The sequence below is a fragment of the Saccharothrix saharensis genome, assembly GCF_006716745.1.
Taxonomy (GTDB): Bacteria; Actinomycetota; Actinomycetes; order Mycobacteriales; family Pseudonocardiaceae; genus Actinosynnema; species Actinosynnema saharense.
This window is the reverse complement of sequence record NZ_VFPP01000001.1, coordinates 5,700,621-5,714,406: the sequence shown is the minus strand read 5'-3', so window position 1 is coordinate 5,714,406 and position 13,786 is coordinate 5,700,621. Positions and strand designations below refer to the sequence as shown.

Here is a 13,786-nt window from a genome sequence, read left to right as displayed (position 1 = left end):
CAGTGATGCCGTCTAGGACGTGGACGCCGACGTTCCCGCTGGACCTCGGCGCGCTGCTGATGCCGTTGCGGCGGGGCGCGGGCGACCCCACGTTCCGCGCGGGGCCCGACGGGGTGTGGCTGGCCGCCAACACCCCGGCGGGCCCGGCCACCCTGCGCGTCCGCCGCACCGACGTGGTGGAGGCGGACGCGTGGGGTGACGGCGCGCAGTGGTTGCTGGACGGCCTGCCGGCGTTGCTGGGCGCGGCGGACGACGACTCGGCGTTCGAGTGCCACCACCCGTTGGTCGAGCAGACGCGGCGGCGACGTCCCGGCATCCGGCTCGGCACGACGGGCCGCGTGTGGGACGTGCTGCTGCCCGCGATCCTGGAGCAGAAGGTGACGGGCGTGGAGGCGTTCCGGTCGTACCGGGAGCTGACGCGCCGGTTCGGCACGCCCGCACCGGGACCGGCCGACCTGTTCGTCCCGCCGACGCCGCGCGCGGTCCTGGGGATCACGGACTGGGAGTGGCACCGGGCGGGCGTGGACGGCGGCCGCCGCCGCGCCCTGATCGCCGCGGCCCAGGTGGCGCACCGGCTGGAACGGGCGTGCGAGCTGGGCGGCCAGGAGGGCCGCGACCTGCTGCGGAAGGTGCCGGGCATCGGCGTCTGGACGGCCGCGGAGGTCGCGCAACGGGCGTGGGGCGACCCGGACGCGGTCAGCTTCGGCGACTACCACCTGGCCGGCATCGTCGGCTGGGCACTGGTCGGCGAGGCCGTGGACGACGACCGCATGGCCGAACTCCTGGCCCCCTACACCCCGCAACGCCACCGCGCCGTCCGCTACATCCTCGCCTCAGGCGTCACGAAGCCCCGCCGAGGTCCCCGCTTCTCCCCCCGCGACTACCGCGCGATGTGACCTCAATCGGTGAAGAAAAGGGCGTTCTTCAAGGCGACGAGCAAAGCCTCATCACCACTGGCCATAAACTCGACGTCCACCTTATCGGGAAGTCGCAAGAAATTCTGGTGCACATCTTCCGGAGCCACAGTCTCCCGGTATAGCCGTGATATGCACCGGTTGAGCGCCATCGATCTCGGCCTGGCAATCGGCGCTGCCACCACGGCTTCCCTGAGCAGCGGAACCGTAGCGACTTCGTCGGCGGCCAGTGCGTTGAACAGCAACGTCGAGTAAGCTGTACCAGCCCGGAAGGCCTCGTTCCGGAGGGCCGACAGAGTGGTCACGTAGGCGGCGAACCGCTCGGCCGGGTTGGAAGATACGAGTACGACGAGCAATAGCCGCGCCAAGGAATGGAATTCGCCTTGGTGCGGCACGAATGAATTCACCGCGGACCCCATGTTGGCCATGAGGGGTTCGAGGGTGTGCAGCGCATGTCCGCCGGACCACGTCGGGCGGAAGGTCTCCCAGCGGCGGAAATCGTCGAGCAAAGGTGGCAGGATCGCGCCCTGCGTGTCGGGGCCGAGGTCGGACAACCACGCCATGTCGACCGGCAGCGGTGACCGGTCCTTTCGCAGGACGACGGCGAGGGTCGCCTGACCGTTCACCCGAAGGCGCTCGATGTCGAGCACGTCGGTCAGCCTCACGGATTCCTCACCGCCGAGCTGCGACTGCCACAACAACACCAGCGCGTGCCACTCGGTTGGGCGCAGGTCGTCCTCCGCCAGCCGCCCGCGCACCACGACGGCGAGGGTGACCAGGTTCGCCGTGCAGGCCGCGATACGACGGGCGACCGGTAGGGGGCGCGGGACGTAGTCGGGGTGCCCGGTGCCCGGCGGGCGGTGCTGGACCGTGTCCACCAGGTCGGTGAACAGCCCGTACAGGGCCGTGCGGTCGGCTGCGGGAGTGTCGTCGAACAGCTCGCGCAGGAACGAGACCACCGGGGCGCGCGTGGCCAGCGGGGCGAAGGACAGCACCGGTTCCAGCCAGCCCGTGTCGATCTCCTGACGCCCGTAGCGCGGCCTGGTCACGTGGGCGAGCACGTCCAGCGACACCCGGTGGACGAGCCGGGCGACCAGGTACTCGCCGAACGTCGCGTGCAGGAACTCGTAGGTCCGCGACACCTGGTCGTCGTGCGCGGCACGGGCGGCGTGGACGAAGAAGAACCGGCCCACGGCGAGCTGGGCCGAGCTGAGGCGCAGCTTGTCCCGGACACCGCGGGCGCCGGGGTTCAGCAGGGCGTTCAGGTCGCTGTCCAGCTCGGTCTCGTCGATCCACTGGACGCCCCGGTTGAACATCGCGAACGCGACGACCGACAGCCGGACCAGCTCCTCCTCCACGGCCCGGTCGACCTGGTCGTCCAACGCGTCGCGGAGGCTCTTGTCGACCTCGCGGCGGGCGAACCTGGTCAGCAGCCGCTCGTACAGGCGGGCCTTGGCGAGTTCCGCGCCCTCGGCCTCCAGCGCGTTGCCCTCGGCGTTGTAGAGGGCCAGCATGAACAGCAGCAACGGCTGGCCGGCGAGGTCCGCAAACCGCAGCGCGACCTCGGGTGACAGGGTCGCCGACGGGTTGGCGGTGTTCCACACGTCCAGCCAGCGGCGGACCTGGTCGTCGGCGAACGGCTCCAGCTTCAGCACCACGGTCGACCCGGCGAGCCGGGCGCGGTTCGCCACCGCGACGCGGGTGGTCACCACGAAGATCACCGCTCGGCCCTGGGCCGCTTCACGCTGCTGGAACTCGCGCACGCGCGCCAGGTAGTCCGACTTGCTCGTGCCGGTGGCCTGGAGCAGCTCGTCGAAGCCGTCCAGCAGCACCACCGGGATCGCCGGACCCGCCGAACGGACCAGGTCCGGCCAGGTCAGCCGCTCCCCCGTCGCGTGGGTGACGGCGGCCTCGACCTGGTCCTGCAACGTCGTGTCGGTGGCCACGTCCCGCAGCACGACCCGGATCGGCAGGAAATCCTCGGCCGGCAGCTGCGCGGCCAGCATCTTGGTCAACAACGACTTGCCCGCACCCGGCTGCCCCAGCACGACCAGCGGCGCGGTGGTCGCCCTCGAGGACGTGAAGTAGCCCGCCAGGTAGTCGTCCAGGTCGGCGCGGACCGGCACCCCGGACCACCAGCCGTCCTGGCTGACGTCGTCACCCTGGTCGGCCTTCGCGACCATGAACCGCGGCGCCACGTACGCCTGCCGCAGCGCGGGCAGCACCAGCCCGGACGACACCTCGCCCGCGACGACGGGGCGGTCCAGCTCCGCGCGGTAGCTCCGGGCCAGGGCGGCACGGCGGTCGTCGGGCGGTTGAGCGCCTGCGAGCCGCCGCAGCAGCCCGCGCATGTCCTCCAGGGCGGTGCGGACCTCGGCGCGGGTCGCCGCGTGCTCGATCCCGGAGGTCCACACCGCGAACTCGGGGCAGTCGACCGCCAGTTGCCGGTACCGCGCGCGGTAGAGGCTCACGGCACGGACCGGCACGTCCTGAGCGGCCGCGACGAACCGTTGGCGTTCGTCCGGCGGCAGGTCGTCCCAGGCGTCGAAGCCGGCCAGGAAGGCGACCACCTCGCCGGCCGTGAAGCGGTAGAACGCCGTGATGTCGCCGATCACCGCGTCCGGCGGCAGTTCGGCGCTCGGCACGGGGACCGTGGTGTTCGACAGCAGCTCGACGAGGTCCACCGCGCGCTTCGAGCCGGACCACGTCCCGCCGGTCAGGACGACCTGCTCACCCTTGGTGATCCTGAGCCGGAACGGCAGCCCAGCCTCGTCCAGCGCCTCGAAGAACGAGGTGACCACGAGGATGCTGTGGGCGGCCTCGAGTAATCGGGTGCGGTCGACGCGGTGCAGCCCGGTGACGCGGTCGCGCAGCGACGACAGCAGGTGCTTGCCCACCCGGACGACCTCGGTGCGCGCGTCGAGCAGGTCGATGCCGCCCGTGGCCAGCACCGTCGCCGCGGAGACGCGGTCCAGCAGCTTCACGAGACCGGTGTCGCCGCCGAGCAGCTTCACCGCGTCGCCGTAGGAGAAGGAGCGGCGCATCGGGACATCATCCACGGCGACCGGCCGCGGGAAGGCGCAGTTATCGGGTCATCAGGCGGAGTCGCAGGGACAGGCCCGCGCGCACGGCCAGCATCAGCGGTGCCCACAGCGGGCCGCGGTGGCGGTCGGAGAGGTAGCGGTAGGCGCTGGAGTGGTGGGCGGCGAGCATGCGCTTGGAGGCGCGCTGGGTCGAGTGGCCGCCGATGTGCACGACCTCGGCCTCCGGCACGTAGACGTTCAGCCAGCCCGCGCGGCCCAGGCGGTCGCCCAGGTCGACGTCCTCGAAGTACATGAAGTAGCGGGGGTCGAAGCCGTCGACCGAGTCGAACGCCTCGCGGCGCATCAGCAGGCACGAGCCGGACAGCCAGCCGGCCGTGCGCTCCTCCGGCGCGGCCGCGGCCTGGCGGTACTCGCGCGACCACGGGTTCGACGGCCACACGACCGCGAACAGCGCGTGGCCCACACCCCGTCCCAACGACGGCAGCAGCCGGGCCGACGGGTACACCGCACCGGACGGTTCGCGGATCAGGGGGCCGAACGCGCCGCCGCGCGGCCACCGCTTGGCGGCCTCCAGCAGCTTGTCCAGGCTGCCCACGCCCCACGACAGGTCCGGGTTGGCGATCACCACCCAGCCGACCGAGTCGGGCAGCGACGCGACGCCGCGGTTCGCGCCGGCGCCGTAGCCGAGGTTGCCGCCGGTCGGCAGGAACGTCACGTGCGGGTGCTCGGCGGCGGCGCGTTCGGGCACGCCGTCGGTGGACCCGTTGTCCGCCAGCACCACCGACACCGGCCGGGTGGTCGCGGCGGACAGCGTGGACAGGAAGGTGTCCAGGGTCTCGCCGGGCGAGTAGGTGACGGTCACCACCGCCAGCTCGTCTCCGTAACGCGTCACGCCGGCCACCCTAGTGGTGACGCGCGGGCCGCACGAAGGCGTGTCCCCCGCCGGGTCTTCAGCGCTGCCGGTGCGAACGGGCCGCGCGCTCGTAGGCCAGCCGGTGCCGTGCCGCCGACGTGGACCAGGAGAAGTCCTTCGCCCGCACGAGCGCCGCCGCGGCCAGCGCCGCTCGCCGGGCCGGGTCGTCCAGCAGCTCGGTCAGGGCCGCCGCGATGTCACCCGCGCCCACGCCGCAGTACGCCACCGCGTCGCCGCCGACCTCGGGCAGGCTCAGCCGCCGGGTCGTGAGCACGGCCGCGCCGCAGGCCATCGCCTCGAGCACCGGCAGCCCGAACCCCTCGCCGAGCGACGGGTACGCCACCAGCTCCGCGCCGCCGAGGAACCCGGCCAGCGACGGGAACGGCAGGTAGCCGGCCCGGATCACGCGCACCCGGTGCGGCACGGCGTCCAGGGCGCGTTCCACCTGGCTGTCCCAGCCGGGCTGGCCCGCGAGCACGAGCGCGGGCGGGTTCGGCCGGTCGCGGCACGCCTGCGCGAACCCGCGGATCAGCGCCGGCACGTTCTTGCGCGGCTCCAACGCGCCCAGGAACGCCACGTACGGCGCGTCGCCGAGCGACAGCATCCGCCGCACCTCGGCCACGTCCTCGGGCTTGGGCGGGTGGAACCGCTCGGTCTCCACGCCGTGCTGGGCGATGTGCAGCAACCGCCGGTCCGCGCCCGCGACCCGGGCCAGTTCGTCGGCGGTCGCCCGCGACGGCACCACGCACAGCGCGGCCCGCCGCAGCGAAGCCCTGGTCCAAGCGCGGAAGAAGCGCGCCTTCACCGACGAGTGCAGCACCGCGTCGGTGAAGAACGTCGCGTCGTGCAGCGTCACGACGGACGCCGCGCGGTTGGCCAGCGGCACGGTGTAGTGCGGCGAGTGCACGACCGCCACGCCGAGCCGGGCGGCCAGCCGGGGCAGGGTCGTCTGCTCCCACGTCAACCGGGCGGTCCGGGTGGCCACCGCGTCCGTCGCCGGGATGACCCGCGATCGGGGGGCCAGGGTCGTGTAGAGCGCGGCGTCACGGGGTTGGCACACCACGCTGAGCCGTGCGCCGTCCGCGTCCAGCGCGGCCACCAGGGAGTCCACGTACCGCCCGACGCCACCTCGGTCGGTCGGGACGGCGGTGGCGTCGATCAGCACGCTGGGTTCGACGGGTGACACGCGCAGAAGGGTACGGCGGGCGACCCCGGGGTAGACCGGAAATGGCGCAAACTGTGCGTCAGCGAACCAGTCCCAGGTGGATGCCCCAGACCGCCCGCGCGGCGTTCTCCCAGGTGAACGCCTCGGCCCTGAGCCGGCCAGCCGCGACGAGCCGATCAACCAGTGACGAATCGGACAGCATCGGGCGCAGCCCGGCGACCAGCGCCGCACGATCACCGCGGGCCACGACCACCCCCGCGCCACCGGCCACCTCGACCAGCGCCGGCGCGTCGGAGTGCACGACCGGCACGCCCGCCGCCATCGCCTCCACCACCGGCAGCCCGAACCCCTCGGCCAGGCTCGGCGCGGCCAGCACCGCCGCGCGCCGCAGCACGAACGCCAGCTGCGCGTCGCTCAACCGCCCCATCAAGCGGACGTGGGGCGCGCGCAGGTCGACCCCGCCCCAGCCCTGCGGCCCGACCACGACCAGCGGCACGTCCAGCTCCGCCGTAGCGGACACCAGCAGGTCGAACCCCTTGCGCGGCTCGACGGTCCCGATCGCGAGGACGTACCGGGGCGGCACGTCCACCGGCTCCTCCGCCGGGAACACCGTGACGCCGTTCCCCACCACGTGGACGGGCGCGGGTCCGGGCGCGTACCGCCGCAGCTCCTCGGCGACGACCGCCGTCGGCACCACGACCGCGCCCGCACGCGCCGTCGCACGGCTGATCACGCGCTGGTGCCACGCCACCCCGCGCGGGGTCAACGTCGACGGGTGCGTCCACGGCACGGTGTCGTGCACGGTCACCACCACGCGCCCGCGCGGCGGCGCGAACGGCGTGAACGCGTGCACCGAGTCCCCGCCCGGCCAGTACGGCACGCCCCGCTCCCACGCCGCGATCAGCGCACGTCGGGGCAGGGGCAGCACGCGCGGCCCGCGCACACCGGGGACCACGGCCGCCGACACGTCGGCGTGCCTGCTCACCGCCCCGGTCACGGTCCACCCGGCGGGCGCGGTGGCGGCCAGCGCGGCGGCCAGCTCGCGCGTGTACCGGCCGGTACCGCCGGGCACCGGCGCCAGCAACTGCTCGGTCAGCACAACGAGGTCGGGCACGTCGCGTACCGTCTCACGCCGTGTCGATCCCCAGCACGACGGTGGTCGTGGTGACGTGGCGGGGCCGGGAGCACATCACCGCGTGCCTCGACGCCCTCGCCCGCCAGCGTCCACACCGGACACTCGTGGTCGACAACGCCTCCGACGACGGCACGGCCGGGCTGATCGCCGCGCACCCCAGCCGCCCCGAGGTGCTGCGCCTGCCGGTCAACCGCGGGTACGCGGGCGGTCTCGCGGCGGCGTTGCCGACGATCACCACCCGGTACGTGGCCTGGCTCAACGACGACGCGGTGCCCGACGACGGCTGGCTCGCCGCCCTCGAAGACGCCCTGGACGCCACGCCCGACGCCGCCGCCGCGACCCCGTCGATGCTGCTGGCCGACGGCTCGACCCAGTCGGTCGGCGTCCGGCTGACCGCCGACGGGCACGGCGCCGACCTGGTCCTGGCCGGCCGGGAGGTGTTCGGCTTCTGCGGCGGCGCGGCGCTGCTGCGCCGGGACGCGGTGGAGCGCGTGGGCGGCGTGCCGGCAGCGTTCTTCTGCTACTACGAGGACACCGACACGGCCTGGCGGCTGCGGCTGGCCGGGTACCGGGTGCTGTCCGTCGGCCCGGCCCGGGTGCACCACCGGCACGGCGCGAGCACCAACCCCGGCTCCCGCCCGTTCCACCGCTGGAACGAACGCAACCGCCTGCTGACGCTGCTGCGCTGCGCGCCCGCGGGCACGGCCGTGCGCGAGTTGGTGCGGTTCGCCGCCATCACCGCCCTGCTGCCGCTGCGCCGCGCCACCCCGGACGCGGCCAACTTCCACGTGCCGCTGCGCGTGCGCGTGCTGCTGGAGGTGCTGGTCAGGCTGCCGGTGACGGTGGCGCAGCGGTGGCGGATCGGCCGACGTGCGACGGTGGACCGGCGCGCGGTGTGGCGGGAGTGGGCCGGCCGTTAGGCGGCGCCGGGTGGCCGGGCGGGCGTTGATCCGGGTGGCGGGACGTCGACCCGGCGGGTGTCGGCGAGCCCGGCGCGGAGGCGTAGGACACCTTGACCGCACGCTGCGGAGCGTGATGAGGCAGAGTTAGCCCGTGGAGCAAGGGACCCTGCCTGACGTCTCGGTGGTCGTGGTCAACTACCGCGGCGCCGACGACACCATCACCTGCCTGCGCGCGTTGTTCGGCGACCTCGACTACCCGGCGGAGAAACTCCAGGTCATCGTGGTCGACAACGCCTCGGGCGACGGCGGCGCGGACCGCATCCGCGCCGCGTCGCCGAACGCCGAGGTGGTCGAGTCGCCGGCGAACCTGGGCTTCGCCGGCGGGTGCAACCTCGGCGTCCGCTCGGCCCGCGGGTCGGTGGTCGCGTTCCTCAACAACGACGCCAGGCCCCACCCGGGGTGGCTGCGCGAGGCGGTGGCGGTGCTGCGCGCCGAGCCCTCCGTCGGCGCGGTGGCCAGCAAGGTGCTCGACTGGGACGGCCGCGAGATCGACTTCGTGGACGCCGGCCTCACGTGGTTCGGCATGGGCTACAAGCGGCACGCCGGCCAACCCGACGACGGCTCCCACGACGTGCCGCGCGACGTGCTGTTCGGCACCGGCTCGGCGCTGGTCGTGCGGACCGGGGTGTTCCGCGAGCTCGGCGGGTTCGACGAGCGGTTCTTCATGTTCTACGAGGACGTCGACCTCGGCTGGCGGATGAACCTGCGCGGCTGGCGCGTCCGGTACGCGCCCACGTCCCTGACCTACCACAAGCACCACGCCTCGATGTCCACTGTGGACAGCAGCCGTGAGCTGTACCTGCTGGAGCGCAACGCCCTCGCCGCGCTCTACAAGAACTTCTCCGACGAGACCCTGGCCAAGGCGCTGCCCGCCGCGCTGGCCCTGGTCGTCCGCCGGGCCACCGCGCGCGGCGAGATCGACGCCACCCAGCTGGAGATCACCCGCCGCCCGGACGACCCCGCCGACGACCGCGCGCCCGTGCCGGTGTCGCGGCAGGCGCTGGCCGGGTTCCTCGCGATCGACCAGTTCGTCGAGCTGCTGCCGTCGCTGGCCGAGTCGCGCCAGGTCGAGCAGGCCGCGCGCCGCGTGTCCGACGCCGACCTGGTGCCGTTGATGCGCAAGGCCATGGAACCCGCCTACCCGCTGCCCCGCTACCTGGCCGCGCACGACGTGCTGGTCGAGGTGTTCGGGCTGGAGCAGGTCTTCGGCCGGCCGCGCCGGGTCCTGGTGATCACCGGCGACGCGATCACCGAGAAGATGGCCGGACCCGCGATCCGGGCCTGGAACATGGCCGACGTGCTGTCCGGCGAGCACGAGGTCCGACTGGTCACGATCAACCCGCTGTGCGCGCCGCCCGAGGCGTCGTTCCCGGTGCTGAAGGTGGCCCGGCGCGACCTGGGCGCGCAGGTCGAGTGGGCCGACGTGGTCGTGCTCCAGGGACACGCGCTGGAGTTCGTGCCCGAGCTGAAGAAGGCGACTTCCACCAAGGTCGTCGTCTGCGACATCTACGACCCGATGCACCTGGAACTGCTCGAACAGGGCAAGGACGCCACCGACGAGCAGCGCGAGCTGGACCTGGTCGGCGTCACCAAGGTGATCAACGACCAGTTGGCGCGCGGCGACTTCTTCCTGTGCGCGTCGGAGCGGCAGCGGCACTTCTGGCTCGGCCACCTGACCGCGTTGGGCCGGCTCACGCCCTCCCTGTACGACAACGACCCGACCGTGCGGTCGCTGCTGGCCGAGGTGCCGTTCGGGCTGCCCGGCAAACCGCCGCAGCGCACCGGGCCCGGCCTGCGCTCCACGCTGGGGATCGGCGAGTCGGACAAGGTCGTGCTGTGGGCGGGCGGCGTCTACAGCTGGTTCGACCCGCTGACCCTGCTGCACGCGGTGGATCGACTGCGCACCCGCCGCTCGGACGCGCGGCTGGTGTTCCTGGGCATGAAGCACCCCAACCCCGAGGTGCCGGACATGGACATCGCCGGGCAGACCCGCGCGCTGGCCAAGCGGCTGGACCTCGTGGACTCGCACGTCTTCTTCAACGAGACCTGGGTGCCCTACCACGACCGGCAGAACTGGCTGCTCGACGCGAACGCGGGCGTGACCACGCACTACGAGCACGTGGAGACGACGTTCGCGTTCCGGACCCGGGTGCTGGACTACCTGTGGGCCGGGCTGCCGATCGTGACCACGGACGGCGACTCGTTCGCCGACCTGGTGCGGCGCGAGGACCTGGGCGTCGTGGTGCCGTCGGAGGACCCGGACGCGCTGGCCGACGCGCTGGAGAAGGTCCTGTACGACACCGCTTTCGCCGCCGGGTGCGTGGAGCGGATCGCGGTCGTGCGGGAGCGGTTCACCTGGGAGAACGTGCTGGCGCCGCTCACCGAGTTCTGCCGCAACCCCCGACCGGCCGCCGACCGGCTGCCCGGCTCGGCGCTCATGGTGCGCAACCGGCCGCTCGGGCGCATGGAGAAGGTGCAGCGGGACGTCGCGCTGGTCAAGGAGTACATGACCGCCGGCGGCGCGGGCGAGGTGGCCCGCCGGGCGACCGGGCGCGTGCTGAAGAAGCTGCGCCGTGGCTAGGCCGTTGCGGGTGCTGATCGACGGCACCCCCCTGCTCGGGCAGCGGACCGGGATCGGCCGGTACACGGCGGCGCTGGCCGAGGAGCTGGCGTCGATGCTGGACGAGGTCGACGTGCGCGCGGTCGCGTTCACGCTGCGCGGGTGGCGGGCGCTGCGGACCGTGCTGCCGCACGACGTCGTGGCGCGCGGGCTGCCGGTGTCGGCGCGGCTGCTGCGGCAGTTCTGGCTGCGGATGCCGTTCCCGCCGGTGGAGTTCCTGGCCGGGCCCACCGACGTCATGCACGCGACCAACTTCGTCCTGCCGCCGGTGCTGCGGGCGGGTGGCGTGACGACCATCCACGACCTGGCGTTCCTCGACACACCCGGCGACCTGCCCCCGTCCGACCGGCGGCTGCCGGAGCTGGTGCACAAGTCGGCCACGCGGGCGGACGTGGTGTGCACGCCGACCCGCGCGGTGGCCGAGGTCGTGATGGAACGGCTCGGCGTGCCCGAGTCGAAGATCGTCGTGACGCCGCTGGGGGTCGACCCGGCGTGGTTCGCGGCCCGGCCGCCGTCGCCCGCGCTGCGGTCCCGGCTGGGGTTGCCGTCGGAGTACTTGCTGTTCGTGGGCGCGGGTGGGCCGCGCAAGGGGTTGGGCACGCTGGTGACGGCCCACGCGGCGCGGCCGTCGTTGCCACCGCTGGTGCTGGCGGGGCCGCACGCGGCCGGCTCGGACGACCGGGTGCTGCGGACCGGGTACCTGAACGACGTGGACCTGAGGAGTGTCGTGGCGGGCGCGGCGGCGTTGGTGCTGCCGTCGCGCGACGAGGGGTTCGGGCTGCCCGTGCTGGAGGCGCTGGCGTGCAACGTGCCGGTGGTGTGCACGGACGTGGCGGCGTTGCGCGAGGTCGCCGGCGGGTACGCGGCGCACGTGCCGGTCGGTGACGTGGAGGCGCTCGCGTCGGCCATGGTGGAAGCCGTGGAAGCACCGCCCACGCCCGCCGACCAGGTGGCACGGCGGACGCACGCGGCGGAGTTCACGTGGCGGCGGACGGCCGAGCGGACCCTGACGGCCTACCGGCGTGCCGCGGGGCAGTGACAGGAGCTGAGCCTCGCCGCGCCGCGAGCGACCGGCGTCCACCGCCGGCCGGTGTCGTGGCAGTCGTCGCAGTCGAAGCCGGACGGGTCGAGGACCTTCAGCTCGCGCTTCACCGCGTCCAGTAGGCGGTCCGCGCCGTTGGCGGTGAGGCCGAGGACCACTTGGCCCGGGGGTGGGCCCACGGAGAGGCACACGGTGCCGGTTTCGTCGTCCACCCACGCGCGCAACGGCGTGTCACCCCGGACATAGGCCACCTGAACAGCCACGACACCCTCCTCGATCGAGTGGAAACTGTTCTGCTAGGTTGCTTCCCGCTTCGCCGAGAAGCAAGTTTGTCGGGAACATTGTTCCTTTTTCCACCCGATCGAGGTACCGATGGCATCGACCGCGAAACAGCGCCGCCTCGCCCGCCGCCTGCGCCACCTGCGCACCCAGGCGGGCAAGACCATCGAGGACGCGGCGGTCGAACTCGGCTGCAAGCACCCCAAGATCAGCAAGATCGAGAACAACCAGGCCGGGATCAAACCCGAAGAGGTCCGCGCCCTGTGCCGGCTCTACGGGGCGAGCGACCACACCACCGAGAGCATGGTGACCCTGGCCCGCAACGCGAAGGCACGCGGCTGGTACTTGAGCTACCACGGCGTGGCCAATCCCGAGAACATCGACTTCGCCGAGCTGGAGACCGACTCGGTCAGCGTCTCGAACTTCCAGATCGACCTGGTTCCCGGTCTGCTCCAGACGCCCGATTACGCCCGCGCCGTGATCCGGACCGGTCTGCCGCCGATCGCCGAAGACCTGATCGAGCACCGGGTCGAACTCCGCATCGCCCGACAACAGCGCGTGCTGACCGGCGACCTGTCGGTGTGGGCGGTCATCACCGAAGCGGCGATCCTCCGGGCCATGGGCGGCCGGGACGTGCATGTCGCCCAGCTCTCGCGGTTGCTGGAGCTCGCCGCGCTCCCGAACGTCCAGCTCCAGATCATCCCCACCCGCGCCGGCGAGCACGTGTCGATGGGTGTGCCGTTCTCCTGCTTCACGTTCGACGACGGGTTCGGCGCGGTCGCTGTGGACCACCTCACCGGCACCTTGTTCTTGGAGGAAGAACCTGATGTTGAGCGGTATAGGCTGGCCTTCCTGCACCTGTGCAGCGCAGCGCTGAGCCCGCAGGACACGCTGGCCCTGCTGCGCAAGTACATCAAGGAGGAGCACAGCGAATGGGAGCGGCGGACCTGACTTTCGGAGCCTGGCACAAGTCCAGCCACAGCGGTGCGAATTCGGACTGCGTCGAGGTCGCCCACAGCCGAGCCGTCGTCGGCATCAGGGACAGCAAGTCCCCGGACACCGGAACCCTGACCGTCCCCCGCGCCACCTGGGCGGCGTTCCTCGCGGGCCTGCGGCCGTGATCCAGCCGTTCCTGGCGCTGGTTCTGGGGTTGGGCGGTCTCGTCGTCGCGCTCGTCGGCTACCTCGGCCGCACCGAACGGTTGCCCCGCAACCGCTTCGTCGGCCTGCGCACCCCCGCGACCATGCGCAGCGAAGAGGCGTTCCGGGTCGCCAACAGGGCGGCGGGCCCGCCGACGATCATCGGTGGGGCCGTCGGCGTGGCCGGAGCGGTCGTGGCGTGGTTCGCGCCGAACGACGGCACCCTGCTCGCGGCGGTCCTGGTCACCTCGATCGGCATGGTGCCGCCGATGGTCGTCGGCGTGCTGCGCGGGATCGGCGCGGCGAAGCAGGAGAGCTGACTACGAGTGCCCGGGTTGCCGGTCGACCTGGGCGGGCTTGAGGACGCTCCACGAGATCTGCCGTGAACCGGTCACGGCACAGACGCGACGCAGGAACCGCTGCCGCTCGCCTTCGTGGCGAGGCGCGGTCGCTTCAGGGGATCGCCCGATCGCGGACATGGCGGAAAGGCTCTCGCACTGTTCGATCGCAAAACCAGTGCGACAAACCTACTCCACCCCAACGGCGCAACCGACCCCTCAGGTGGTCACTCAG

Annotated in this window: 12 protein-coding genes; 7 read left to right on the top strand and 5 right to left on the bottom strand. The window is 72.7% G+C overall.

The genetic code is table 11. The features are described from left to right. The first annotated feature begins 5 nt into the window (after positions 1 to 5). Positions 6 to 896 carry a DNA-3-methyladenine glycosylase family protein gene (locus FHX81_RS25705; protein WP_141980582.1) on the top strand — a complete coding sequence of 297 codons (891 nt, stop codon included), beginning with the start codon at positions 6 to 8 and terminating at the stop codon, positions 894 to 896. A gap of 2 nt (positions 897 to 898) precedes the next feature. On the opposite strand, the gene FHX81_RS25700 is transcribed toward FHX81_RS25705, so the two are convergent. From FHX81_RS25700 to FHX81_RS25685, 4 genes are all read right to left on the bottom strand, one after another. Then, positions 899 to 3,958, bottom strand: coding sequence for an NACHT domain-containing protein (locus FHX81_RS25700; protein ID WP_141980581.1), 3,060 nt, complete (start codon positions 3,956 to 3,958; stop codon positions 899 to 901). 40 nt (positions 3,959 to 3,998) lie between these two features. Continuing rightward, on the bottom strand, positions 3,999 to 4,850 hold the full coding sequence (locus tag FHX81_RS25695; RefSeq protein ID WP_141980580.1) for a glycosyltransferase family 2 protein: 852 nt from the start codon (positions 4,848 to 4,850) through the stop codon (positions 3,999 to 4,001). A gap of 58 nt (positions 4,851 to 4,908) precedes the next feature. Further along, positions 4,909 to 6,036 (bottom strand): glycosyltransferase family 4 protein, encoded by a 1,128-nt coding sequence (locus FHX81_RS25690; protein ID WP_141984136.1) that lies wholly within the window; start codon positions 6,034 to 6,036, stop codon positions 4,909 to 4,911. A 79-nt stretch (positions 6,037 to 6,115) separates the two neighbouring features. Then, a complete protein-coding gene (locus FHX81_RS25685) occupies positions 6,116 to 7,150 on the bottom strand; it encodes a glycosyltransferase family 4 protein (RefSeq protein ID WP_141980579.1) in 1,035 nt (344 codons plus the stop codon). 26 nt (positions 7,151 to 7,176) lie between these two features. On the opposite strand from FHX81_RS25685, the gene FHX81_RS25680 reads away from it, so the two are divergent. From FHX81_RS25680 to FHX81_RS25670, 3 genes are all read left to right on the top strand, one after another. Further along, complete coding sequence (locus tag FHX81_RS25680; protein ID WP_246108298.1) at positions 7,177 to 8,091, top strand: glycosyltransferase family 2 protein; 915 nt, start codon at positions 7,177 to 7,179, stop codon at positions 8,089 to 8,091. A 133-nt stretch (positions 8,092 to 8,224) separates the two neighbouring features. Beyond that, entirely contained in the window at positions 8,225 to 10,714 is a 2,490-nt protein-coding gene (locus FHX81_RS25675; RefSeq protein WP_141980578.1) for a glycosyltransferase, read from the top strand. Further along, positions 10,707 to 11,792, top strand: coding sequence for a glycosyltransferase family 4 protein (locus tag FHX81_RS25670; protein ID WP_246107971.1), 1,086 nt, complete (start codon positions 10,707 to 10,709; stop codon positions 11,790 to 11,792). The genes FHX81_RS25675 and FHX81_RS25670 overlap by 8 nt, the downstream gene beginning before the upstream one ends. Here the strand turns inward: FHX81_RS25670 and FHX81_RS25665 are convergent. Continuing rightward, complete coding sequence (locus tag FHX81_RS25665) at positions 11,768 to 12,058, bottom strand: hypothetical protein (RefSeq protein WP_141980577.1); 291 nt, start codon at positions 12,056 to 12,058, stop codon at positions 11,768 to 11,770. The genes FHX81_RS25670 and FHX81_RS25665 overlap by 25 nt on opposite strands. Positions 12,059 to 12,167: 109 nt before the next feature. On the opposite strand from FHX81_RS25665, the gene FHX81_RS25660 reads away from it, so the two are divergent. The 3 genes from FHX81_RS25660 to FHX81_RS25650 are packed head-to-tail and all read left to right on the top strand — an operon-like array spanning position 12,168 to position 13,533. Next, entirely contained in the window at positions 12,168 to 13,025 is an 858-nt protein-coding gene (locus FHX81_RS25660) for a helix-turn-helix domain-containing protein (RefSeq protein WP_141980576.1), read from the top strand. Continuing rightward, the gene (locus tag FHX81_RS25655) at positions 13,007 to 13,195 is read left to right on the top strand and encodes a DUF397 domain-containing protein (protein ID WP_141980575.1); all 189 of its coding nucleotides are present in this window, start codon (positions 13,007 to 13,009) and stop codon (positions 13,193 to 13,195) included. Before FHX81_RS25660 ends, FHX81_RS25655 begins: the two co-directional genes overlap by 19 nt. Continuing rightward, the gene (locus FHX81_RS25650) at positions 13,192 to 13,533 is read left to right on the top strand and encodes an SdpI family protein (RefSeq protein ID WP_246107970.1); all 342 of its coding nucleotides are present in this window, start codon (positions 13,192 to 13,194) and stop codon (positions 13,531 to 13,533) included. Before FHX81_RS25655 ends, FHX81_RS25650 begins: the two co-directional genes overlap by 4 nt. The last annotated feature ends 253 nt before the right edge of the window (positions 13,534 to 13,786 follow it).